The organism is Pseudomonas sp. C9D1, assembly GCF_056491235.1.
In genome coordinates this window covers 473496-497271 of sequence record NZ_JBSZIE010000002.1, presented here as the reverse complement: position 1 = coordinate 497271, position 23776 = coordinate 473496, and the positions used below count along the sequence as shown (strand labels likewise).

General features: G+C 65.0%; 20 protein-coding genes. 12 read left to right on the top strand and 8 right to left on the bottom strand.

Annotated features, from left to right (window positions below; genetic code table 11):
- Window positions 1–83 precede the first annotated feature (83 nt).
- Complete coding sequence (locus ACXI0U_RS10520; protein ID WP_479550204.1) at window positions 84–704, bottom strand: LysE family translocator; 621 nt, start codon at window positions 702–704, stop codon at window positions 84–86.
- Window positions 705–802: 98 nt separating this feature from the next.
- Between ACXI0U_RS10520 and ACXI0U_RS10515 the strand changes: the two genes are divergently transcribed.
- On the top strand, window positions 803–1294 hold the full coding sequence (locus ACXI0U_RS10515) for an Lrp/AsnC family transcriptional regulator (protein WP_443096611.1): 492 nt from the start codon (window positions 803–805) through the stop codon (window positions 1292–1294).
- Between the two features lie 137 nt (window positions 1295–1431).
- Here ACXI0U_RS10515 and ACXI0U_RS10510 read toward each other — a convergent pair whose 3' ends face one another.
- Window positions 1432–1995 carry a hypothetical protein gene (locus ACXI0U_RS10510; RefSeq protein WP_043244782.1) on the bottom strand — a complete coding sequence of 188 codons (564 nt, stop codon included), beginning with the start codon at window positions 1993–1995 and terminating at the stop codon, window positions 1432–1434.
- Window positions 1996–2381: 386 nt separating this feature from the next.
- Here ACXI0U_RS10510 and ACXI0U_RS10505 point away from each other — a divergent pair, with 386 nt between their 5' ends.
- Together ACXI0U_RS10505 and ACXI0U_RS10500 are read left to right on the top strand one after the other, a co-directional pair.
- Complete coding sequence (locus ACXI0U_RS10505; protein WP_263404470.1) at window positions 2382–3035, top strand: YceH family protein; 654 nt, start codon at window positions 2382–2384, stop codon at window positions 3033–3035.
- A gap of 99 nt (window positions 3036–3134) precedes the next feature.
- Entirely contained in the window at window positions 3135–4265 is a 1131-nt protein-coding gene (locus ACXI0U_RS10500; RefSeq protein ID WP_479550203.1) for a M14 family metallopeptidase, read from the top strand.
- Window positions 4266–4407: 142 nt separating this feature from the next.
- On the opposite strand, the gene ACXI0U_RS10495 is transcribed toward ACXI0U_RS10500, so the two are convergent.
- Window positions 4408–4971, bottom strand: coding sequence for a TetR/AcrR family transcriptional regulator (locus ACXI0U_RS10495; RefSeq protein ID WP_111262674.1), 564 nt, complete (start codon window positions 4969–4971; stop codon window positions 4408–4410).
- A gap of 169 nt (window positions 4972–5140) precedes the next feature.
- On the opposite strand from ACXI0U_RS10495, the gene ACXI0U_RS10490 reads away from it, so the two are divergent.
- The 6 genes from ACXI0U_RS10490 to ACXI0U_RS10465 all read left to right on the top strand — a co-directional run bounded on the left by ACXI0U_RS10490 (window position 5141) and on the right by ACXI0U_RS10465 (window position 14425).
- A complete protein-coding gene (locus tag ACXI0U_RS10490) occupies window positions 5141–6289 on the top strand; it encodes a MexC family multidrug efflux RND transporter periplasmic adaptor subunit (protein WP_479550202.1) in 1149 nt (382 codons plus the stop codon).
- Window positions 6290–6316: 27 nt separating this feature from the next.
- A complete protein-coding gene (locus ACXI0U_RS10485; protein WP_479550201.1) occupies window positions 6317–9442 on the top strand; it encodes a multidrug efflux RND transporter permease subunit in 3126 nt (1041 codons plus the stop codon).
- Window positions 9443–9447: 5 nt separating this feature from the next.
- Complete coding sequence (locus ACXI0U_RS10480; protein WP_479550200.1) at window positions 9448–10872, top strand: efflux transporter outer membrane subunit; 1425 nt, start codon at window positions 9448–9450, stop codon at window positions 10870–10872.
- Entirely contained in the window at window positions 10869–12395 is a 1527-nt protein-coding gene (locus ACXI0U_RS10475; RefSeq protein WP_479550199.1) for an MFS transporter, read from the top strand. Before ACXI0U_RS10480 ends, ACXI0U_RS10475 begins: the two co-directional genes overlap by 4 nt.
- Window positions 12396–12498: 103 nt before the next feature.
- Window positions 12499–13275 carry an APH(3') family aminoglycoside O-phosphotransferase gene (locus ACXI0U_RS10470; protein WP_479550198.1) on the top strand — a complete coding sequence of 259 codons (777 nt, stop codon included), beginning with the start codon at window positions 12499–12501 and terminating at the stop codon, window positions 13273–13275.
- 109 nt (window positions 13276–13384) lie between these two features.
- Entirely contained in the window at window positions 13385–14425 is a 1041-nt protein-coding gene (locus tag ACXI0U_RS10465) for a hypothetical protein (RefSeq protein ID WP_479550197.1), read from the top strand.
- 25 nt (window positions 14426–14450) lie between these two features.
- Here ACXI0U_RS10465 and ACXI0U_RS10460 read toward each other — a convergent pair whose 3' ends face one another.
- Complete coding sequence (locus ACXI0U_RS10460; protein ID WP_479550196.1) at window positions 14451–15833, bottom strand: hypothetical protein; 1383 nt, start codon at window positions 15831–15833, stop codon at window positions 14451–14453.
- 573 nt (window positions 15834–16406) lie between these two features.
- On the opposite strand from ACXI0U_RS10460, the gene ACXI0U_RS10455 reads away from it, so the two are divergent.
- The 3 genes from ACXI0U_RS10455 to ACXI0U_RS10445 all read left to right on the top strand — a co-directional run bounded on the left by ACXI0U_RS10455 (window position 16407) and on the right by ACXI0U_RS10445 (window position 18089).
- Window positions 16407–16829 (top strand): DUF1801 domain-containing protein, encoded by a 423-nt coding sequence (locus ACXI0U_RS10455; protein WP_431484322.1) that lies wholly within the window; start codon window positions 16407–16409, stop codon window positions 16827–16829.
- A complete protein-coding gene (locus ACXI0U_RS10450) occupies window positions 16826–17635 on the top strand; it encodes an AraC family transcriptional regulator (RefSeq protein ID WP_431484323.1) in 810 nt (269 codons plus the stop codon). The genes ACXI0U_RS10455 and ACXI0U_RS10450 overlap by 4 nt, the downstream gene beginning before the upstream one ends.
- 76 nt (window positions 17636–17711) lie before the next feature.
- A complete protein-coding gene (locus tag ACXI0U_RS10445) occupies window positions 17712–18089 on the top strand; it encodes a cupin domain-containing protein (RefSeq protein ID WP_236208344.1) in 378 nt (125 codons plus the stop codon).
- Between the two features lie 301 nt (window positions 18090–18390).
- Here the strand turns inward: ACXI0U_RS10445 and ACXI0U_RS10440 are convergent, their stop codons facing one another.
- From ACXI0U_RS10440 to ACXI0U_RS10425, 4 genes are all read right to left on the bottom strand, one after another.
- Window positions 18391–18984, bottom strand: coding sequence for a hypothetical protein (locus tag ACXI0U_RS10440; RefSeq protein ID WP_431484324.1), 594 nt, complete (start codon window positions 18982–18984; stop codon window positions 18391–18393).
- A gap of 320 nt (window positions 18985–19304) precedes the next feature.
- Window positions 19305–19808, bottom strand: coding sequence for a BRO-N domain-containing protein (locus ACXI0U_RS10435; RefSeq protein WP_431484325.1), 504 nt, complete (start codon window positions 19806–19808; stop codon window positions 19305–19307).
- A gap of 481 nt (window positions 19809–20289) precedes the next feature.
- Window positions 20290–22434 (bottom strand): KAP family P-loop NTPase fold protein, encoded by a 2145-nt coding sequence (locus ACXI0U_RS10430; RefSeq protein WP_431484326.1) that lies wholly within the window; start codon window positions 22432–22434, stop codon window positions 20290–20292.
- A 135-nt stretch (window positions 22435–22569) separates the two neighbouring features.
- Complete coding sequence (locus ACXI0U_RS10425) at window positions 22570–23736, bottom strand: catalase family protein (RefSeq protein WP_431484327.1); 1167 nt, start codon at window positions 23734–23736, stop codon at window positions 22570–22572.
- Window positions 23737–23776: the final 40 nt, after the last annotated feature.

The window sequence follows — 23776 nt, the reverse complement described above, 5'->3', positions numbered from 1 at the left end:
GCGCATAACCGTAGGGCGGGTGAAACCCGCGTGGCGTTGTGCATGAACGTGCCGGGTTGCACCCGACCTACGTGGGAACGCCTTCAGTGCCCCAGCGCACGCGCCAGTTGCCAGGCGGCGAAGCCCAGCAGGAACAGCCCCGCCACCTGGTCGATGCGCCGCAGCAGGCGCCCATCCAGGCGGTGGCGCACGGCGGCGACGCCCAGCGCCAGGGCCAGCCACCACAGCGCCGAACCGCAGAACACCCCGGCGACCATCAACAGCGCGTTCGCCGTGCCGGGCGCGGCGCCGGCGCCCAGGCCGGCGAAGACCGCGACGAAGGCGAGGATGGTCATGGGGTTGGTCAGGGTCAGCGCGAAGACCGAGGCCAGCGCCCGCCAGCCACTGCCGGGCTCCGCCAGGCTGGCGGCTTGCCGAGCAGGCGCGGTGCGCAATAGGCGGATGCCCATCCACGCCAGGTAACCCGCACCCAGCAACGCCAAGGGCGTGGCCAGCGCCACGAAGCCCTGGATCAGCGCCTGCACCCCGAAGGCGCCCAGGGCACCGAAGCAGGCGTCGGCCAATGCAGCGCCGAGGCCACTGAGAAAGCCGATGCGCGCCCCATGAAGCAGGCTGCGCTGGATGCAGAGCAGGCCGACGGGCCCCACCGGCGCGGCGATGGAGAGGCCGATCAAGGCGGATTTGAAGAACAGCGCTAAGTCCATCGGGCGGTACCGGGCAGGTGGCGGGATGGCATTATTTTGCGGGCCACTGAAGCGGCTTTGAATGCAGAAGCTACGGTAGTTATCGTACTTTGCCTGAAATGCTCTCGTATTTACCCGTGAGGACCTTAATCATGGAGCTTGATGCCAAATCCTGGAAAATCCTCCAGGCCGTTCAGGCCGAGGGGCGGATTTCCCTTACCGAGCTGGCCAACCGGGTGGCGCTGTCGTTGCCGGCCACCTCGGAGCGCCTCAAGCGGCTGGAGGAAGCCGGGGTGATCGAGGGCTATCGCGCCTGCGTCTCCGCCGAGCAGGCGGGCTACGAGGTGATGGCGCTGATCGGCATGACCACGCCCCAGCCGGACAAGGCGCGGCTGGTCGCCTTGTTGCAGCAGATGCCCGAGGTGCTGGAATGCCTCCACGTCACGGGGCAGGACTCGTTCGTGCTGCGGGTGGTGACGCGCAATATCCGCCACCTGGAGCGCTTCGTCGGCAGCATCAATCACTTCGGCGAGACGCGCACATCCATCGTCATGTCGCAGCCGATTCCGTTGCGCCCACTGCAATCGCCGGAAGGCGTCGGGCAGGAATGAACGCGGGATAGAGAAAGAGGGAAGGGTAGATGCACTGAAGGCGCCTTATGGGCGCCTTCAGCATTTACGGGCTGGGTACATCGCTCAGACCTCGCGCGTGGTTCCTGGGTCGGGTTGCAAGCTGTGCAACGGCCTAATCAGGAGACGCGGAAGCCCGGGGTGCGGTCGGAGCCGTCTTCGGCAACACGGAAGCCAGGAGTGCGATCGGAACCGTCTTCAGCAACGCGGAAGCCCGGAGTGCGGTCGGAGCCATCTTCGGCAACGCGGAAGCCGGGAGTGCGGTCGGAGCCATCTTCGGCAACGCGGAAGCCGGGAGTGCGGTCGGAGCCGTCTTCGGCAACACGGAAGCCCGGGGTGCGGTCGGAACCGTCTTCAGCAACACGGAAGCCGGGAGTGCGGTCGGAGCCATCTTCGGCAACGCGGAAGCCCGGGGTGCGATCGGAGCCGTCTTCAGCAACGCGGAAGCCGGGAGTGCGATCGGAACCGTCTTCAGCAACACGGAAGCCCGGAGTGCGAGCGGAGCCGTCTTCGGCAACACGGAAAGCAGGGGTACGGGCGGAACCATCTTCGGCCAGGCGGTTGATGGTGCGCTCAGCGCCGCTGGCAAGGGTCTGCTGGGGTTGTGCGGCGTCCTGGGGCAGGGCGAACGCGGTAGCGGACAGGGAAGCGATGAACAGGCTGGCAAGGATTTGCTTTTTCATTTTGGGTGCCTCGTGGTTTCAAGTGGGGTTGAAAGTGAACACGAGGCCAATGTTACGGATGGAAAATCGATAAAAAAGTGGATACGGCTAATGGTCAACATCGATGCCGTCGATAGTTGTGTTTATTTTATTTAAAAACAATGAGTTAGATATATTTGTGGTGTGTTTTTAGGGTGCTGAAATGCACTGTAAAAGTCTTTTTCGTTAAATGACAATAATCAATTAATTCGATTGATTGGCCTGTTCAAGCGGATTGTTCGGCTTCCTGGCGTATCGAGTGTTCGAGGAAAACAACGCGTGTGATGGGCCCGCCGCCATCTCGTCGCGGTGTAAAGGGGCGGTCACTCAGGCTAGGCTATGGCCCTTTCCCACCATCGGATGGCGACATGTCCAGCGAGATCGAAACCCCCTTCAGCAACGAGCCCCTTTCCGCCGTCGAGGTCCGCCTGCTCGGCAGCCTCATCGAGAAGCAGGCCACCACGCCGGAGTCCTACCCGCTGACCCTCAATGCCCTGGTGCTGGCCAGCAACCAGAAGACCAGCCGCGAACCGGTGATGAACCTGACCGCCGGCCAGGTGGGGCAGGGCATGCGCAGCCTCGAAGGGCGCAGTTTGGCGCGCCTGGTGATGGGCAGCCGTGCCGACCGCTGGGAGCAACGTGCCGAGAAGACCCTGGAGCTGGTGCATGGCCAGCTGATCCTGCTCGGCCTGTTGCTGCTGCGCGGCCCGCAGACCCTCAACGAGCTGCTCACCCGCAGCAGCCGCATGCATGAGTTCGACGATGTCGAGCAGGTGCAGCACAACCTCGAACGCCTCGTCGCCCGTGGGTTGGTCACGCTGATTCCGCGCCAGGCTGGCCAGCGCGAAGACCGCTACATGCACCTGCTGGGCGAGAAGGGCGACCTGGAAGAGCTGCTGGCTGCGCGCCAGAGCGCCCCGGAGCGCAGTGAAAGCCGTGCCGGCAGCGATGCACGCATCGAACAGCTGGAAGCCCGCGTCGCCGAACTCGAAGAGCGCCTGGCGCTACTCGAGGCGCGTTGAGCCCCATCTGCGCAACTCTTTGTCGCTTGGCGCGTTTCCCAGGGATGGCCGACCTGCCATCCTTGCGCGCAACCCTGATCCACAGCCTTTGAGGTAGCCATGAAAATCAGCTCGGACTTCGATAGCGGCAATATCGAGGTAAAGGACGCCAGCAACCCCCAGCACGTACTGTTGGCGATGCGCCCGGACCTCAAGAGCCATCACTTCCAGTGGTTCCACTTCAAGGTCGAGGGCCTCACCCCCGGCCAGCGTCACGACTTCAGCCTGGTGAACGCCGGGCAGTCCGCCTATGCCCATGCCTGGACCGGCTACAACGCCGCCGCCTCCTACGACCACGTCAACTGGTTCCGCGTGCCCAGCCACTTCGACGAGAAGGGCTTGCACTTCGGCCTGCAGCCCCGTGAAGGGCAGATCTGGTTCGCCTACTTCGAGCCCTACAGCCGCGAGCGCCACGATCGCCTGATCGCCGACGCCCTGGCCAATGCCGGCGCCGAGCTGTTCGCCACCGGCAAGAGCATCGAGGGCCGCGACATCCAACTGTTGCGCGTCAGCCGCAACCCGGCGGCCCAGCGCAAGGTCTGGATCATCGCCCAGCAGCACCCCGGCGAGCACATGGCCGAGTGGTTCATGGAGGGCATCATCGAGCGCCTCAAGGGCAAGGCCGATGCCGAGCTGGAAGAGCTGCTGGCCAAGGCCGACCTCTACCTAGTGCCGAACATGAACCCCGATGGCGCCTTCCGTGGCCACCTGCGCACCAACGCCGCCGGCAAGGACCTCAACCGCGCCTGGCAATCGGCCAGCGAGGCCGAGAGCCCCGAGGTGTTCTTCGTCCAGCAGCAGATGCGCAAGGTCGGCGTGGACCTGTTCCTCGACATCCACGGCGACGAGGAGATCCCCCACGTGTTCACCGCCGGCTGCGAAGGCAACCCCGGCTACAGCAAGCGCCTGGAACGCCTGGAAGACGAGTTCCGCAACCGCCTGGTGGATATCGGCGCCGACTTCCAGACCCGCTACGGCTACCCGAAGGACGAACCCGGCAAGGCCAACACCACCCTGGCCTGCAACGCCGTGGGCATGGAGTTCGACTGCCTGTCGTTCACCATCGAGATGCCGTTCAAGGACCACGACGACAACCCCAACCCGGAAACGGGCTGGGACGGCAAGCGCTCCATGAAGCTCGGCCAGGACGTGCTCAGCGTCGCCGCCGCCATGGTCGACGGCCTGCGCTGACCGCCGCTGCGCCCCTGTAACAACGCCGCCTCCCCGTTGCTGGGGAGGCGGCGTTTTTCGTTGTGCGGCCCTCCGATCGCGAGTGCTGCTGGGGCGGTTCGCTCTTCGGTGGAGCTGGGGCAACCTGCGACCACTCTCGCCGTCAGGCGCGGGTCGGCGCCGCCGCACCGTGGAGGAAGATCTGCTCGAGGATCACCGCCGAGCCGGACCTGGCCATGCGGCCACGGCGTTCGGCGTCGACGATGCCGAAGATCAGCGAGAGGAACAGCTCCGAGAGCACTGCCGCGCTGATGTCGATGCGGAACACCCCCTCCTGCTGGCCGCGCAGGAAGAACCTGTCCAGGGCGACGCAATAGCTCTGCCAGCGATCGTCCTCGGCCTTCGGGTCGAGGGTGTCGGGGTTGTACTGGAACATCAGGAACACCAGCAGTTCGCGGTGCATCAGGTGTTCGCCGATCAGCCTGCGCAACGCGTCCAGCGGCTCGGCGTGCTGCAGGTCGCCGGCGGAGAGTATCTGGCCGATCACCGTTTCGCCGTGGGTGATGAGCATCTCCACCAGGTTGTCCCGGGTGCCGCAGAAGCGGTGCAGCGTGGCCTTGCTCACGCCGGCCGCTTCCGCCAGCTCCTTCAGCGTGGCGCGCGGCCGCTCGACGAAGGCGACGGCCAGCGCCTTGATGAGTCGTTCGTCTTGTGCTGTCAGCGCCATGGAAGGGTCCTGCGTTGATTTTCGGATTGGGCGCATTGTGCAGAAAAACCCTCGGGCTTCAACGGTGAAAGACATGATTAATAACAAAAGATTCAAATGAGACAATATTGACTCATTTAGATCTATGAAAGATCATGCGCGCCTTTCCAGTCTAGGGTCCGGGTGAAACATGGGCAGATTGCGTGCAGTAGGAACCGTCTCGGTATGGGTTGCAGCCATGGCGCTGGCCGGTTGCGGGGCATCGGGCGAGCCGGAAGCGGCTGCTGAAGTGGCCAGGCCGGTGGACGTCGTGGCGGTGGTGGCCGAGCCGCTGGTGCTGACCACCGAGCTGCCGGGGCGCATCGAGCCCGTGCGTGTGGCCGAGGTGCGTGCCCGGGTCGCGGGCATCGTGGTGCAGAAGCGTTTCGAGGAGGGGGCGGACGTCAAGGTCGGCGACCTGTTGTTCCAGATCGACCCGGCACCGCTCAAGGCGGCGGTTTCCCGTGCCGAGGGCGAGCTGGCGCGCGCCGAGGCGACCCTCTTCGAGGCCCAGGCGCGGGTCAAGCGCTACGAGCCGCTGGCCAGGATCGAGGCGGTCAGCCAGCAGGACTTCGACACCGCCACCGCCGACCTGCGCAGCGCCAGGGCGGCGGTGCGTACGGCCCAGGCGGACCTGGAGACCGCGCGCCTGAACCTCGGCTATGCCTCGGTCAAGGCGCCCATCTCCGGTCGCATCGGCCGCGCGCTGGTCACCGAAGGGGCGCTGGTGGGGCAGGGCGAGACCACGCTTATGGCGCGCATCCAGCAGCTCGACCCCATCTACGCCGACTTCACCCAGCCGGTGGCCGACGCCCTGCGCCTGCGTGAAGCGCTCAAGGGCGGCACGCTCTCCGCCGACGACAGCCAGGCGCTGCGCATCCACGTCGACGGCACCGACTACGAGCGCCAGGGCGAGCTGCTGTTCACCGACGTCTCGGTGGACCCGGGCACCGGCCAGGTGTCCCTGCGTGGCAAGTTCGCCAACCCCGACGGTGTGCTGCTGCCCGGCATGTACGTCCGGGTGAGCGCGCCCCAGGGCAGCGATGCCAACGCCATCCTGGTGCCCCAGCGCGCCGTGCAGCGGGCGGCCGACGGCAGCGCCCTGGTGCTGGTGATCGGCGCCGACGAGCGTGTCGAGGCCCGCCCCGTGCACACCGGTGCCATGCAGGGCGCGCGCTGGCAGATCAGCCAGGGGCTGGCCAGCGGCGACCGCGTGATCGTCGGCGGCCTCACCGGCCTGCAGCCGGGCGCCAAGGTCGAGGCGCGTCCCACCCAGGAGCAACAGGCAGCCCGCCAGTAAGGCCGGTATCGCCACGAGGAAACGTCCATGTCTCTGTTCTTCATCAAGCGCCCCAACTTCGCCTGGGTGGTGGCGCTGTTCATCTCCCTGGCCGGCCTGCTGGTCATCCCGATGCTGCCGGTGGCCCAGTACCCCAACGTCGCGCCGCCGCAGATCACCATCACCGCCACCTACCCGGGCGCCTCGGCGCAGGTGCTGGTGGACTCGGTTACCAGCGTGATCGAGGAGGAGCTCAACGGTGCCAAGGGCCTGCTGTATTTCGAGTCCACCAGCAACTCCAACGGCACCGGCGAGGTGGTGGTCACCTTCCAGCCCGGCGTCAACCCGGAGCTGGCCCAGGTGGACGTGCAGAACCGCCTGAAGAAGGCCGAGTCGCGCCTGCCCCAGGCCGTGCTCACCCAGGGGGTCGAGGTCGAGCAGACCAGCGCCGGCTTCCTGCTCATCTACGCCCTCAATTACAAGGAAGGTGCCCAGCGCAGCGACACCACCTTCCTCGGCGACTACGCCGCGCGCAACATCAACAACGAACTGCGCCGGGTGACCGGCGTCGGCAAGCTGCAGTTCTTCTCCTCGGAAGCGGCCATGCGCGTCTGGATCGACCCGCAGAAGCTGGTGGGCTACGGCCTGTCCATCGACGACGTGAGCGCCGCCATCCGTGGGCAGAACGTGCAGGTGCCGGCCGGTGCCTTCGGCAGTTCGCCGGGCAGCACCGAGCAGGAGCTGACCGCCACCCTCGCGGTGAAGGGCACCCTGGACGACCCGGCCGAGTTCGGTCGCATCGTGCTGCGCGCCAACCAGGACGGCTCCTCGGTGAAGCTGGCCGACGTCGCCCGCCTGGAAGTGGGCAGCGAGAGCTACAACTTCTCCTCGCGCCTCAATGGCAAACCCTCGGTCGCGGGCGCCATCCAGCTGTCCCCGGGCGCCAACGCCATCCAGACCGCCGAGGCGATCAAGCAGCGCCTGGCCGAGCTGTCGGTGAACTTCCCCGACGACGTGGAATATTCGGTGCCCTACGACACCTCGCGCTTCGTCGGCGTGGCCATCGAGAAGGTGATCCACACCCTGCTGGAAGCCATGGTGCTGGTGTTCCTGGTGATGTTCCTGTTCCTGCAGAACGTGCGCTACACCCTGATCCCGGCCATCGTCGTGCCGGTGTGCCTGCTGGGCACGTTCACGGCCATGTACCTGCTGGGCTTCTCGGTGAACATGATGACCATGTTCGGCATGGTGCTGGCCATCGGCATCCTGGTGGACGACGCCATCGTGGTGGTGGAGAACGTCGAGAGGATCATGGCCGAGGAGGGGCTGTCCCCGCGCGACGCCACGGTCAAGGCGATGGGCCAGGTGTCCGGCGCCATCGTCGGCATCACCATGGTGCTGTCGGCGGTGTTCCTGCCGCTGGCCTTCATGGCCGGTTCCGTGGGTGTCATCTACCAGCAGTTCTCCCTGTCGCTGGCGGTGTCGATCCTGTTCTCCGGCTTCCTCGCCCTGACCTTCACCCCGGCCCTGTGCGCCACGCTGCTCAAGCCGATCCCCAAGGGGCACCATGAGAAGCGCGGCTTCTTCGGCGCCTTCAACCGTGGTTTCACCGGTCTCACCCAGGGCTACACCCGCCTCAACGGCGGCCTGGTGAAACGTGCCGGGCGCTTCATGCTGGTGTACGCCGGCCTGGTGGCGGTGCTTGGCTACTTCTACCTGCGCCTGCCGGAATCCTTCGTACCGGTGGAAGACCAGGGCTACATGATCGTCGACGTGCAGCTGCCGCCGGGCGCCACCCGTGCGCGCACCGACGTCACCGGCCAGCAGCTGGAGCAGTACCTGGGCTCCCGCGAGGCGGTGGAGAACACCTTCCTGGTGATGGGCTTCAGCTTCTCCGGCATGGGCGAGAACGCCGCGCTGGCCTTCCCGACCCTGAAGGACTGGTCCGTGCGCAGCGACGAGCAATCGGCCGGTGCCGAAGCCATGCTGACCAACCAGAACCTCGCCGGTGTCAGCGACGGCGCGATCATGGCGGTCACCCCGCCGCCCATCGACGGCCTCGGCAACTCCGGTGGCTTCTCCCTGCGCCTGCAGGACCGTGGCGGCCTCGGCCGTGAAGCCCTGCTGGCCGCCCGCGACCAGTTGCTGGGCCAGGCCAACGGCAACCCGAAGATCCTCTACGCGATGATGGAAGGCCTGGCCGAAGCGCCCCAGCTGCGCCTGGAGATCGACCGCGAGAAGGCCCGCACCCTGGGTGTCGGCTTCGAGACCATCGGCAGCGCGCTGTCCACCGCGTTCGGCTCCTCGGTGATCAACGACTTCTCCAACGCCGGCCGCCAGCAACGCGTGGTGGTGCAGGCCGAGCAGGGCGAGCGGATGACGCCGGAAAGCGTGCTCAAGCTCTACGTCAGCAACGCCAAGGGCGAGCAGGTGCCGCTCTCCGCCTTCGTCACCACCCACTGGGAAGAAGGCCCGGTGCAACTGGTGCGCTACAACGGCTACCCGACCATCCGCATCGCCGGCGACGCCGCACCTGGCGTCAGCACCGGTGAAGCCATGGCCGAGATCCAGCGCCTGGTGAGCCAGTCCCCGGCCGGCATCGGTTACGAGTGGACGGGCCTCTCCTACCAGGAGAAGGTCGCCAGCGGCCAGGCCGTGCAACTGTTCGCCCTGGCCATCCTGGTCGTGTTCCTGCTGTTGGTGGCGCTCTACGAGAGCTGGGCGATCCCGCTGTCGGTGATGCTCATCGTGCCCATCGGCGCCCTCGGCGCGGTGCTCGCGGTGACCTCGGTCGGCATGCCCAACGACGTCTACTTCAAGGTCGGGCTGATCACCATCATCGGCCTGGCGGCGAAGAACGCCATCCTCATCGTCGAGTTCGCCAAGGAGCTGATGGAACAGGGTCGCGGCCTGCGCGAGGCGGCCATCGAAGCCGCGCGCCTGCGCTTCCGCCCGATCATCATGACCTCCATGGCCTTCATCCTCGGCGTGGTGCCCCTGGCCCTGGCCAGCGGCGCCGGTGCGGCCAGCCAGCGCGCCCTCGGCACCGGCGTGATCGGCGGCATGCTCAGCGCCACCGTATTGGGGGTGATCTTCGTGCCCATCTGCTTCGTCTGGGTGCTGTCGCTGCTGAAGCGTCGCTCCGCACCTGCTCAACAATCCACGGAGGCCTGAGCGCCATGCACAGACACGCCTTGACCGCATCGGCCCTGCTGATCGCCCTGACCCTGGGCGGCTGCTCCATGGCCCCCACCTACGAGCGCCCCGAAGCGCCGGTGGCCGCGCACTGGAACGGCCCAGCCGCCAAACAGGATCAGGCCGCCAGCGAGCTGGACTGGCGCACCTTCATCGTCGACGCCGACCTGCGTCGGCTGGTGGGGGAGGCGCTGGCCAACAACCGCTCCCTGCGCCAGACCCTGCTCGACATCGAGCAGGCCCGCGCCCAGTACCGCATCCAGCGCGCCGACCGGGTGCCGGGGCTTTCCGCCAGTGCCTCGGGCAATCGCCAGCGGGTGCCGGGGGACCTCTCCAGCACCGGCACCTCCGCCGTCACCAGCAGCTACCAGGTGGGCGTGAGCCTGCCGGAGTACGAGCTGGACCTGTTCGGCCGGGTCAAAAGCCTCACCGACTCGGCCCTGGAGCAGTACCTGGCCACCGAGGAAGCGGGCCGCAGCGCCCGCATCGCCCTGGTCGCCGAAGTCACCCAGGCCTACCTCACCTATGACGGCGCCCAGCGCCGCCTGGCCCTGACCCGGCAGACCCTGGAAAGCCGCGAGGACTCCCTCGACCTGACCGCCCAGCGCCGCGCCGCCGGTGCCGCCACCGCGCTGGATCACCAGGAAGCCCTCGGCCTGGTGGAGCAAGCCCGTGCCGAGCTGGAAGCCAACCAGCGGCAGAAGCAGCAGGCGCTCAACGCCCTGGTGCTGCTGATCGGCACGCCGGACGCCGCCAAGGCACTGCCCGAGGCCCCGCGTGACGAGCTGCTGCTGATCCAGGACATCGCCCCCGGTGCGCCCTCGGCGTTGCTGGAACGGCGCCCGGACATCCTCGCCGCCGAGCATCGGCTGAAATCGCGCAACGCCGATATCGGTGCGGCGCGCGCGGCGTTCTTCCCGCGCATCAGCCTCACCGGCAGCTACGGCAGTTCCAGCGCCGAGGTGTCCGGCCTGTTCGATGGCGGCTCGCGCTCCTGGAGCTTCATGCCGACCCTGTCGCTGCCGATCTTCGATGCCGGCCGCAACAGCGCCAACCTCGACCTCGCCGAAGTGCGCAAGGACGCCGCCGTGGCCGCCTATGAAGGCAGCATCCAGACGGCCTTCCGCGAAGTGGCCGACGCCCTGGCCGCCACCGACACCCTGCGCCGCGAGGAAGCAGCCCGCCGCGCCCTGGCCAACACCAGCAACGAGACCCTGAAGCTGGCCAAGGCCCGCTACGAAGGCGGTGTGGACAGCCACCTGCGCTACCTGGATGCCCAGCGCAGCGCCTTCCTCAACGACTCCACGCTGATCGAGACCAGCACCCAGCGGCAGCTCGCCCTGGTCGACCTGTTCCGCGCCCTGGGTGGCGGCTGGAGCGGTGCCGACGCCAGCCTGGAGAGCCGATGAGTTCGAGCCACCCTCCGGGCAACCGCTGGCTGATCCTGCTGGTGGTGGTCCTGGCCTACCTGCCCATCGTCATCGACATGACGGTGCTGCACATCGCCGTGCCGTCGCTGACCCTGTCCCTCGGGGCCAGCGGCGAGCAGGTGCTGTGGATCATCGACATCTACCCGCTGATCATGGCCGGCCTGCTGGTGCCCATGGGCACCCTGGCGGACCGCATCGGCAGCCGCTTCATGCTGCTCGCCGGCCTGCTGGTGTTCGTCGCCATGTCCTGTGCGGCGGCCTACGCCCCCACGGCAGCGGCCCTGATCGCCGCCCGCGCGGGGATGGCGGTGGGCGGAGCCATGGTGCTGCCCTGCACCCTGGCGATCATCCGGCGCGCCTTCGAGTCGCCCAGGGAGCGGGGCATCGCCCTGGGCCTGTGGGGCACGGTGGCCTCCGCCGGTGCGGCCCTGGGCCCGCTGGTGGGGGGCGCGCTGCTGGAGCACTACTGGTGGGGCTCGGTGTTCCTCATCAACCTGCCGTTGATGCTGCTTATCTGGCCCCTGGCCCATGTACTGGTGCCCCGTGATGCCGGCAGTGGCAGCGGTGGCTGGAAGATCGGCCAGGCACTGCTGCTGATCGCCGGCATCATCGCCACCGTGCATGCGCTCAAATCCGGCCTCACGCCCGGAGGCCCGTCCTGGGCCAGTGGCGCCACCTTGCTGCTGGGCCTCGCGCTGCTGGCCGACTTCGTGCGCCGCCAGCTCACCAGCGCCGAGCCGATGCTCGATCTCGGCCTGTTCGCGCGGCCCGCCATCCGCTCCGGCCTGATCATGGCGCTGGTGGTCTCCGGCGCCCTGGCCGGCACCGAACTCACCATCGCCCAGGAGCTGCAACTGGTGCTCGGCCGCACGCCGCTGCAAGCGGGCCTGTTCCTGCTGCCGCTGATGATCGCCGCCGGTGTCGGCGGGCCGCTGGCCGGCTACCTCGTCGCCCTGGTCGGCCTGCGCCGGGTGGCGACCACCGCCTTGCTGTGCTCGGCCATCAGCCTCGCCGGACTCGGGTTCAGCGATTTCCGCGAGGCGGGGCTGGCCGTGGTCGGTCTGCTGGTGTTGCTGGGCCTGGCCCTGAGCATCGGCCTCACCGCATCCTCCATCGCCATCATGGGCGCCGCGCCGGTCAGCAAGGCGGGCGCCGCCGGTGCGCTGGAGGCCACCGGCTACGAGATGGGCACCGGGCTGGGCATCACCGCCTTCGGCGTGCTGCTCTCCAGCGTCTACGGCGCCGCCATCCACCTGCCGGGCGGCGTGCCCGAGGCGGTGAAGGACCAGGCGATCCGCTCGCTGTCGGACACCCTGGTCACTGCCGAACGCCTCGACGCCACCCTGGCCGCCTCGCTGGCCCAGGCCGGGCGCGAAGCCTTCGCCGCCGCCCACGGTACGGTGCTGCTGTCCGCTGCCGTGCTGCTCGCCGGCCTGGCGCTGGTGGTGTTCCTGTCGCTGGGCAAGGAGGAGGGGCGCGAACCCGCCGCGGCAGGGCACTGACCCCGGCGTGGCCGCTGTTCAACGCCTGTCACAATTACGCCGCTGCCGGGCTTCACGCCTTGCGCTATCGTTGCGCGCTTTCCATCCACGACAGGCGGGTTCCATGCCATTCGTACTGCCCCAGAGCATCGCGCGCTTCATCGACGGCGCGCCCCTGACGCGGGATTGCGTCGGTGAGTCCCCGTGCGAAGTCCACGCCTTCAGCCGGGGCAACGACCGTTTCTTCCTCAAGCTGAGCGCCGCCGTCTATGCGCCCACCACCTACAGCGTGCTGCGCGAGGCCAGCGTCCTGCAGTGGCTCGACGGCAAGCTCCATGTGCCGGAAGTGGTGGCCTGCGCCGCCGGCGACGGGCACGAGTTCATGATCACCCGCGCCGTGCCCGGCCAGCCGCTCTCCGAGCTGATGGCGGAGGCGCCCACCGTGCACCAGGCCTTCGGTGAGGCCCTGCGCCAGCTGCAGGCGGTGCCGGTGGAGGGCTGCCCCTTCGACTCGTCAGCCTCCGTGCGCCTGCGCGAGCTGGAGTACCTGGTGGGCCAGGGGCTGATCGCCGACGACTGGGACCCGGAAACCTGGCCCGACCTGCCGACGCCCGAGGCGTTGATCGCCCACCTCCACGCCAGCGTGCCGGTCGAAGACCTTGCCTTCAGCCACGGCGACCTGTGCGACGCCAACCTCTTCCTCGATGCTAGGGAGCGCCTGCACTTCATCGACCTGGGGCGCGGTGGCCTGGCGGATCGCTGGCTGGATATCGCCTTCGCCCACCGCAACCTCGCCGAGGAGCTGTCGCCGGATGCGGCCGAGCGCTTCATCCGCCAACTGGGCATCCCCGACCAGCCGGCCAGGCGCCTGTTCTTCGAACAGCTGGACGAGATGTTCTAAGCCCCTCGCGGGCGCTGATCTAGCTCATCTGCACTATTTCGCCCCCATACCGTGTCGATGGAAAATGACCGGTCCAGGACCCGCTCCAGCCTCTATCAAGGATCGATGCATGCGACTGCCTCGCCCGCTTCTTGCCCTGCCTTCCGCCTTGCTGCTTGCCTTCTCCCTCGCCGGTTGCGTGCCCGAGCCCTACACCAGCGGCTATGGCATGGACGACCCGAGCAACGGGCCCCTGCTGGACAAGGTGGACGCGGCGCTCAAGGCGAACATGGCCGTGGTGCTGGTGGCCGACGTGATGCCGCACAAGACGCTGAACGACGCGCTGACCATGACCCAGTGGACGCCCACGGTGATCTGGCAGAACGAGAGCGACCCGAACATCACCTTCGGCCGCCGCTTCAAGACCAACGAGCTGCAGCGCGACCCCAAGCCCAACAACCTGTTCACGGCCTTCGAGGTGCACATCCTGCCGCCCGGCAAGTACCTGCTCACCGGGGGCGACGACTACCAGATCCGCGGGGTGCTCGACGAGGTCGGCGCCCGCAGCGGCCCGGTCGGCTCGGGTAAAGGCCCCAACGGCACCGCGTACCTGTCCACCGAGATGTACCGCGAGTACTACCGCGAAGAGGTGTGGAAGGACGCCACCTACGGCAGCGAGCTGAAGAGCGAGAAGGTCTGCACCGCCGTGCACGTGGCCAGCGGCGCCTGCGTGGCCTGGGGCGAGCAGCAGTACAGCCAGACCACCCAGGGCGCGGGGGCCGGCTACTACCAGCAGACCGACTCCCGCGACGTCCCGTCGATCAAGGTCCAGGCGCGCCTGCCGGCGGACAAGGCCCTCGCCAGCTTCACCGTCCAGGGCGGGCAGCTGGTGCTGGCTCCGCGCATGCACCTGAAGAGCCCCAGCGCCCAGTACCAGCGGGCCAAGTGCCGGGCGACCGACCCGACGAAGATCGAGTGCCCGCTGCAGAACTTCACCGTCTACACCTGGCCGGCACCCATGGATTTCGCCACCTCCGTCATCTCCCCGCGCTACCTGAGCGACAGGCACCAGGAGATGCTGTCCCGGCTCGTGCCCCTGCAGATCACCCCGCTGCGCCAGCAGGGCAAGGAAGACCCGCTCTGGGGCGTACCGCTGTCGTTGACCCCGTAAGCCTGGCCCCGCGGAGCTCCCAGCCCTAGAGCTTGGTTCCGCGCGCCTTGTGGCACACCAGCGCGTCCTTCACGTACTGCGTGTAAATGGCCATGTCGCTGTACAGCCACATGGCCTGTACGCCGCTGCAATAGATACCTTCCGATTGCGGGCAGGTCTTCACGTCATACAGCGGGCTGTCGCCGCCCCAGGTGTCCGATGCCTGTTGGGCTGCTTCGGTGGCGGCGCGGATGTATTCGTCCTTCTGGGCGCTGGTCAGGCTGATCGCCTGGTCGAAACCACCCGCTGACCTGGCCATGTCGACGATGGGTTTCTGCAGTTCGCCAGCATTGTCTCGTATCTCCGGGTGGCTCAGCTCCGGCAGCACGCCGCTCGCATCGGCGGGGCAGTTGCCAGCGAAGCTGTATGTCTTCTGCTGGGCCGCCACCACACGCGGGCTGGGGCCGCCCTGGGTGCCGGCGCCCGCCATTGAGCCGCCCGAGTAGGCGCCTGCGCTGCCAGAAGCACTGCTGGTGTCGATGCCCGCTGCATTGAACGCGGCCTGCATCACCTGCTGGCCCTGCGCGGCGTTGCCGGTGTCGTAGGCCACCTTGCTGCCCAGGGCGACGCCGGCGAGGGCGCCGATCATCTTCACCGTGTCCATGCCCGACTCACTGCCTTGCGAGGCGGCGGGCGATTCAGCAGGCGTCGAGGCGTAGCTAGGGGCTGCAGGTGCGGCGCTCGCTGTGACGGCGGGCGTAATGGGCGCCAGGGCGGTGCTGGTGACCGCACCGGAGAGGCTGGTGGGCCTGACCCGAGGCGCCACCTTGGCATTGGCGGGAGCCCAGTCGCCCATGTCCTTGTAGGACTCGGCGGTGAAGGTGCTCAGGTCGCCCTTCAGGCTGATGACCAGGTGCGCGTCGGGCTGGATGCCGGGCACCCGGGAAGGGATGGCGGCCAGCGAGGCCCGCAAGGTTTCGTAGCTGGAGGCCGGCACCTGGCCGACCACGCCCAGGCGGCCGTCCACCACATAGACCTCGAGGTAGCTGGCGGCGAGCAACTGGCTGACCTGCTGCTTGAGCCCGGCATCCTTGGCCAGCCGGGCGCTGGAGCCGTCCTGCCGGACCAGGGTGAAGGTGTAGACCTCCGCATGGGGGATCGCCGACACCTCGGCGAACACCGCCTGCTGGGCCTGGGCGCTGTCGACTTCGCCGGCCACCAGCACGATGTCGTCATAGGCCTTGAGGATCAGCTTCGGGTAGCGGCTTGCATACGCCTGCGACAGCCTGGCCACCGTCGGTGCGATGGCGGCCTTGTAGGGGCGGGCGGCTTCGTAGTCCTGCTGCTGTTGGCGCAGGGCGGCGTTGTCGGTGCTCTCGCAGCCGGCCAGCAGAAGTGCCAGGACGCTGAGGCATAAGGTTCTGTTCATGGGATTTCCCTATCGGAGCCGCCTCGCGACGCGGCAGAGCAAGCGGGTTTCGGGCATGGCGGGATAATGGCCAATCGCCGGCTTTCGCTCAATAGCCGGCAGCGCCTGGCCCGCCCGAAGGTCCGGCCCGGCGACACCCTCGCACCTGGGTGGACAGGGCGCTTCCATTGGCGCTGCGTGGATGATGCTCTTCTCATCCACCAGCGGAGTGACCGGCGAGCCCGGAAGGTGGACCGATGAAGCGCGGTCCACCCTACGCCTGGTCAATCGCCCCCATGCACCGGCCCCCGCGAATGCGAGGCCTCCGAACCGGCAACACGCCGCCCCCTGGCGAGCTCGAACTTATGGCCGCGTAGGGTGGATGACGCTCTTTTCATCCACCAGCGAAGTGACCGACGAGCCGAGAGGGTGGACCGATGAAGCGTGGCCGACCCCCGCCTGGTCAATCGCCCTTCATTGACCAATACCGAGACCCGAGGAGAGGGCGCGCCTGCTGCAACCTATGGCGCGCTGACGCTGGCTGGTATTCAATCAGCTCCCTGGCGCGAACCCCGACGCAATGGAGACAACCCCATGAGCAAGGACAGCAGCAAGGTGGAAGAGGGCGCCGTGGACGCGGCGGCGCTGATCGACGCCCGCATCGCCGAACTCGCCGACTGGCGCGGCGAAACCCTGGCCAAGGTGCGCGAACTGATCCGTGCCGCGGACCCGAAGGTGGTCGAGGAATGGAAGTGGCGCGTGCCCGTGTGGTCCCACGACGGCATCGTCTGCACCGGTGAAACCTACAAGAACGCGGTGAAGCTGACCTTCGCCAAGGGCGCCTCGCTGGAAGACCCGGCCGGCCTGTTCAATGCCAGCCTGGAGGGCAATGCCCGCCGCGCCATCGACATCCACCAGGGCGAGCACATCGACGAAGCGGCGTTGCAGGCGCTGTTCCTGGCTGCCGCTGCGCTCAACACCGCGCGCCCCGCCAAGGCCAGGAAGCGCGCCGGATGACCGAGCTGCCCGGCACGCGCGACTGGGTGCGGCGCAGCGACCACCCGGCGCGGATCGAACGCATCGAGGCCTACTTCGGCGGCCACGGTTACGACCCACACCGCCACGACACCTACGCCATCGGCCGCACCCTGTCCGGGGTGCAGAGCTTCAGCTACCAGAAGAGCCTGCGCCACAGCCTGCCCGGCGGCACCCTGGTGCTACACCCCGACGAACTCCATGACGGCATGGCCGGCACCGAGGCCGGCTTCCATTACCGGATGATCTACGTCGAACCGGTGCTGATCCAGCAGGTGCTTGGGGGCAGGGCGCTGCCCTTCGTGCCCGGTGGCCTCTCCGATGATCCGTGCCTGCGCCGGGCGACCGAAACCTTCATGCAGGCCATGGACCGCCCGCTGCAGGCATTGGAGGAACAGGACGCCATTTTCGACCTGGCCCAGGCGCTGCAGGCGGTGGGTGGCAGGCGGCGAGGGCGCCGGGCCTTCGACTTCGCCTCGGCCGAGCGCGCCCGGGACTACATCCACAGCCACCTCGGCAGCAACGTCACCCTCGACGAACTGGAGCGCGCCAGCGGCCGCGAACGCTGGAGCCTGTCCCGCGATTTCCGCGCGCTCTACGGCACCAGCCCCTACCGCTACCTCACCCTGCGCCGCCTCGACCGCTGCCGGCGCATGCTGCTGGACGGCTTCAGCCTTGCCGACGCCGCCCTGGCCGCCGGCTTCTTCGACCAGAGCCACATGACCCGCCACTTCACCCAGTGCTACGGCCTGCCCCCGGCGCGCTGGCTGCGCATGCACGGCCGCTGAAGCTGCAGGATCGTACAAGAGCGCTACGCCGTGCCTCGTTACTCTCGCGGCTCAATCCCCAGCCCGGAGCCGCACCATGGCCGTTCAGCCCAACCACCAGAGCATCAACCTGCTGCACAAGGTCTCGCTGTTCAGCGAGCAGTGGAACCCCAAGGTCGTCGCCGAAATGAACGACTACCAATTCAAGGTCGTGCGCATCGAAGGCGACTTCATCTGGCATGCCCACGCCGACACCGACGAAGCCTTCCTGGTGCTCGAAGGCCAGCTGCGCATCGATTTGCGCGACGGCGCCGTCCTGCTCGGGCCGGGCGAACTCTATGTTGTGCCCAAGGGCGTCGAGCACAAGCCCTATGCCGAAGGCGAGGTGAAGATGATGCTCATCGAGCCCCGTGGTGTGCTCAACACCGGCGAGGAAGGCGGCGAACGCACCGCGCAGAACGACGTCTGGATCTGATTGCCCGCCTGCATCGCACCTATTCGCGATAGGCCGTCAGGGTTCGAACCGAGCGCTGACAGGACAAACACCTGCCGTGGGGTGTGCCGTGCGCACCTCCGCTCGGTGCTCCCGGCGAAGCTGGAGCCCGGGCTACGCACGTGATCGCACGCAGGGTGTAGGGGCGACTTCAGCCGCCCATCGATGCCCGGCATCGCGCCTTCGTGGGAGCGAATTCATTCGCGATAGGCGGGGGCAGGGTGCAACCACGCCCCCCGCCACGTTGGGCTTTGTCCCTCAGCCCAACCTCCAAGACCATGCCTCAGGGAAGCTGGCACTCGTAATAAGCACCTTGGAGCGTGCTCGTAGGGCACCACTTCGCCATGTTGACCAGGTAAGCAGTGGGATTGAGCGTCTTGGCTTGAGCCAACGCCTGCTTGGCCTCGTCGTTGTCGAGGTAGACCTTCACGCTGCGGAACGAGCCGGCCCGGCGAAATATCTGCGCATCCAGTCCAACACGCTGTTTGATTGTCCCGACGGTTTTCTGCGCGTTATCCAGGGAGGTGTCTCCGCCCAGGATCACTCCCCAGGTATCCGCCGGGCTGGAGGAAGTGGTAGGAAGGGCGGTCGTAATGAACGCCTCCGCTGCATCCTGCGACATGGTGACCCCCGAATACGCGTCGAGTATCTTCACCGCCCAGCCTCTAATCTTCTTGTTCGCCTCTGGGTCTGTTTTGTCGCGTGGGTCCTCGTTCAGGATGGTGACGGCCAGCTCCACGAACTTCACTTCCGCGTCCCGCTGCTTGTTCGCGTTGGCAACGACATTAGCCAGGATGCCCAGCATGACGGGAATCAGCACAGCGGCGATGGCTTTGCTGATGTAGTCGAGTTTCTGCCAGTTGTTGATGGATTCCATTCCGTCGTCCTCGGTTGTGCCTATCCGATCACCTTGTGCCGCTTGCTACGGTGCGGGTTATCACGAGGGTAGTTCACTTGATCCCGACAGGATGGCCGTGTGCCGCGCGCTCCGCCGCACGGCGCTTCCGGTGAGGAGCGCCGCCGGCTCCCCGGGCTGAAGCCCGGGCTACACACGGAGCGCACGCAGGCTGTAGGGGCGACTTCAGTCGCCCAGCGATGCGCAGCATCGCGCTTGCGCAGGACCGAACTCATTCGCGACAGGCGGGGGCAGGGCGCAACCACGCCCCCGCCCTGTTGGGCTTCGTTCCTCAGCCCAACCTACAGGAGCTGCAAGCCCTTCCAGCTCGGCAGGTTGCGCAGTTCCGGCTCGTCATGGATGGCCAGGAACACCGGCAGGTCGCGCCGCGCGATCCAGATATCGCCCTGCCACTTGAGCACGCCCACCTGCTGGTTGGCCCAGTGCATCAGGGCCCGCTGCGGCGCCGCCTCGGCGTCGCGGTGGCGGTCGTGCAGGGTGGGCAGCACCACCTCGCTCAACCACTGGCCGATGCAGCGGTGCTCCGGGTGGCGGAAGCGGTACAACGCCTTGTAGGCCCCGGCATCGCTGATCACCTCCACCTCCTCGCGCAGCCCGGTGGCGTACTCCAGCAGCACCCAGCGCTTCTGGTTCGGGTCCATGCGTTGGGGCAGGCGATAGGGGCGCAGCGCACCGATCATCCGCGCGAAATCCACGGCGACGAACCAGGGCTGGTTGTCGATCATCACGGCGCGCAGGGGATAGGTGTTGCGGTGGAAGAAGAGCGGGGTGAGTGCTTCTTGCATGGTGTAGCTCCTAGCTGAGGTCTCTGGAGCCGTCACCACCCGCTGTCAAACGAAGGGTGACGGACCGCGCGGGGTTGACAGACCGGAGCTAGGGCCGGCAGACCCGAAGGTCTCCCCGCGCGATCCGCCATAAAACGGTGCAGTCATGAAAACTGCATGCGCACCGATGCCTGCAAAAAACATTCGCTGTTTCTCGCATGCACCTGGTGGCGCAATCGCGCCTAGCTCGTCGGGCTGTCAAACCCGGTCGCGGGATTTACCGCGACCGGCGAAGGATAGGGAGGTGGGGCGGGGAGGGCAAGTGTTAAGTCGCGCGTTACTACTGAGGATATGGTCAACAGAGTAGAGAGCGTGCGGTACTGGGGCATGAAAGAGTTAACCAGGATTTTTAATTTCGTTAGTTGAGAGAAGAAACTGGCTTGCGCAAGAAATATGCAAAATATGGATGAATGGTGCCTTGATAGGAACTCTAGGATGAGTTCTAACGTGATACTTCCGTTCCGTCGATGCCGTAAAGTTCCTTCTCTTCAATTACTGAGCGCCAAGCTGCTAGCGTTGGATTCGTAAGTGATTTGTCTGCGAGTCGTTTGCTGGCATGAGCCTTGAAGTCTTTCAGTGAACAGTAGGCTTCTAGTAGCGATATATTTTTGGGTAGGCTGTATGCGTGGCCATTTGATGAGTCCCAACTGCTGCCTAGATAATGCAATGCAAACTTATCTAACGTCGGATCGTTTTCTTTGAGGGTTTGGAATATTTCTGGGCATATAGATGGTATGAGTTGGGCCGAAATCCACAAAATTCGGCCTGGTGTACTTGTGTCTAGTAGTGTGTCTTGGTTTGCTGAATTTATTAAGTTGCTGCTGAGACTTGATAGTATTCTTTGTTTATTCTGGGTGGGGATGAGTAGGTTCTTGTAATCGACTCTGTAATCGTCAATGTAGCTCTGTGCAATTATTTCCACCGCGCATGAAAGAGAGCGAGAGTCTAGTGCGATTTTTTTGATTATGCTTCTTTCTCTGGATTTGTCTGTGCTTCTGATGATTTTTCCGACAGTTTGCAGCGCTGAGTCAACTATGTGGTGGTTGAAGGAGTTTGCTGTCTCACTAGGTTTTTCTATAAAAGGCGGTCGGTCTACGAGTCGGGTGATCGATGTGCAAAGTTCCTGAGGGTCAAAAATTCCTTCCCCTTTTATTGTTTGGCAAACATCTCCGAGGGAGATTAGAAAGTCTTCATAATTCTCAGGGTTGAGTCGGGATGTGATTTCTTGTCGCTGGCTTGGAGTCTGCAGATATTGACGGGCAAGTTTGATGCTAATGTCTCCATCTGTCATGCCCAGTTGAAGTGCAATGGCTAGTCTTCCTGGATGGCAGATACAGCCTTCGGCATATGTGCCCTTCCCAAGGGAGAAGCCCTCTTCTAAAGAGGCTACTTCGTTGAAAAGGAAGTGGACCAGTCGTTGTGTGGCGTTGCCTCTATTAGAAGCGACGTAGGCTACGCTTCTTTCTTCGGCTCCTGATTTTATTAATTCTTCAGATGACTTGTTTATGTGGTAGTTGTCCGCGAGTTTTCCAACAAAGAGATATGGTTTCTTTTTTATTAACTCAAATACTGCAGGAGCTTTAACGGATAAGGCGGATATCCCTAGGATGTCTGGTAGTACTACCTCGTCTCGCAATAGCGGTTCGAGTGTCTGGAGTGCGTTGAATACACGCGTTATATCTCTAGGTAATTCTAGAAGGTCTCGGAGCCCGGAGTTATAAAGGTGTCTGAGGCGTTCCCCTTGATTGGGGAAGCGTTGGTGTCTGGCCTCCGGGTCAAGCTTATCAAACGCATCATTCATCATTCTGCTTCGTGCACTTAAAGATAAGCTAGGCAGAGGCATCCTTACCTGTACTATTTTGTCTAGGTAGCTGTGTGCGTAAGGTACTCCGAGCTTTTCGAGTGAACTGCTGACATATGATGAGTCCCATGCTATTACATGGGCTATGTGTGGAAGGTTTCCGACGGATTTGATTATTCGAACCATTTCGAAAACTTCTGGTGGAAATAACCTGTCTATATCGTCAATGAAGATTACTATGGGGTGATTTAATTTTTGAAGTGCGCTTTTTACGTTGTCTTTGTAGGTTTCTAGATCGGGTGTTTTGTATTCTGATACCGAACCGCTTAGTTTGCCCACGGCATCGAAGACTGATTTGATTATTGTCGCCCACGGCTCCGCGCCCGGGATAAATTTAACCAAGTCAAAGGCGTTGCTGTAGGCTTTTATTTCTTGTGCGGCCTTTTTTGCGTTTTTGCTATGGTCGTTTAGCTTTATGGAGCTTGCTACTCGAGACAGAAAGTGGCGTAGAAGAGCATCCTTGTCTCCTATAAGCCATGGGTTGAAGTGTACGGCTAGAAATGGGTTGGTTTCATTCTTTAGTAGCTCTTCTATCATCGCTAGGGTTGAGGTTTTTCCGCTGCCCCATTCCCCCTCTATAGATAAAACTAGTCCGTCGGCTTTAGATGCGCTTTTTAGTGTCTCTACAGCAATCTCGGCGAAGCCCTTTCGGAATAGTTTGTCTTGCTCAAGGGCCGAGTCTGCTTGTAGTGGTGCATCAGAGTTGATGCTTACTTTTGCTTTCATGCTCTTCTTGCTGCAGCTCGCTGTTCTTAGATATGACGAGTTGATAGAGGGCGCGTCCCGGAGCATGCGAGCTATCTCATGAACTCCTTGGAGTTGCAGGCCAGCCAGCGCTCCACGCGCCAGCCGACCATCACATCACTCGCTCTCTTTCACCTCAGCCTGCGGCTGCGCCACACCATTCCGTTCATGCCGGTACACGCTCACCGTTTCGTACACCACCTTGCGCAGGCGGTTGATGCCGCCGATGGGGCGGTGTTCGGGGAGGGCGTGCCAGGGGTTGAAGGAGAGGTTGTCGCAGAATTCGTTCTGCTCGCGGCTATCGAAGTCCTGCGCGGGCACCTTGATGGTGGCGACGGTCTTGAAGGGGGAGACCTTCTCGCTCCAGGCCACGCTGGTGTCTTCGATGGGCATGTAGTACTGCGGGTTCTGCACCTGCACCTGGAGGGCGAAGCAGGCCGGTACGCGGTCCAGCGAGAGTTGCTGGTACAGGGCGTTGCGCAGGAAGTTGGGCAGGTCGGTGTTCTGCTTGGGCAGTGTGTACTGGGGGCAGGATTGCGGGTCGGGGATGACGCGGTACTTGATGTTGGCCTGGCCGAGCTTGTACGGCGCGACGGAGCTGTAGACGGTGTCGGTGGGGCTGTCCGGCGCCGGCGCGAGGGTTTGCAGGGCGATCAGCATGTGGCGGATCTCCCAGGTGCGCGGGTCAAGGCTGGGGAAGAAGGCACCGACCTTCTGGCCGTTGGCCTGTGCTTCGAAGTTGCTGCGGTATTCGGCCACGTCGCGGATGAAGAAGACGTCGTGGTTGAACATCACGAAGTCCTGCTCGGTGGCGTGGTCCGGGGCGTTCATGAGCTTCTGGCCGGGCACGTCGAGCAGCTTGATTGCCATGCCGCGGGCGTCGCGGGCGCTGTCGAACTGCGGGTAGGCGTTGCCGTTGGAGAGGCGCATCCAGGCTTGCCAGGTCTTGCCCGGTTCGGCGAGCACGCCGGCGCGCAGGTCGCTGGCCAGGTCCTGGGCCACGGTGACTTCGGCCTTCACGCAGCCGTGGGCCTTGGCGTGGGCGTCGCGCATGACGCGGGTGTTGTCGCGGTGCTGTTCGACCACGCGCACGGCTGATTCCATGATCGCCTTGGCGTCGCTGGCTTCGTTCGGCGGGATCTGTTCGTCGGCGGAGACGGGGCCGGAGAACTTCCAGCCGTAGTAGAGCGAGCCGATGCCCCAGCCGAGCAGGCCGACGACCAGGAGGATGAGGAGGAGCTTGCCGAGGAGGCGGCCGAGCCAGAGCCAGAAGCGCTTGAGCATGGGAGCTTGAGTCCTTGTTGTTCGTTCCCAGGCCCTCCCC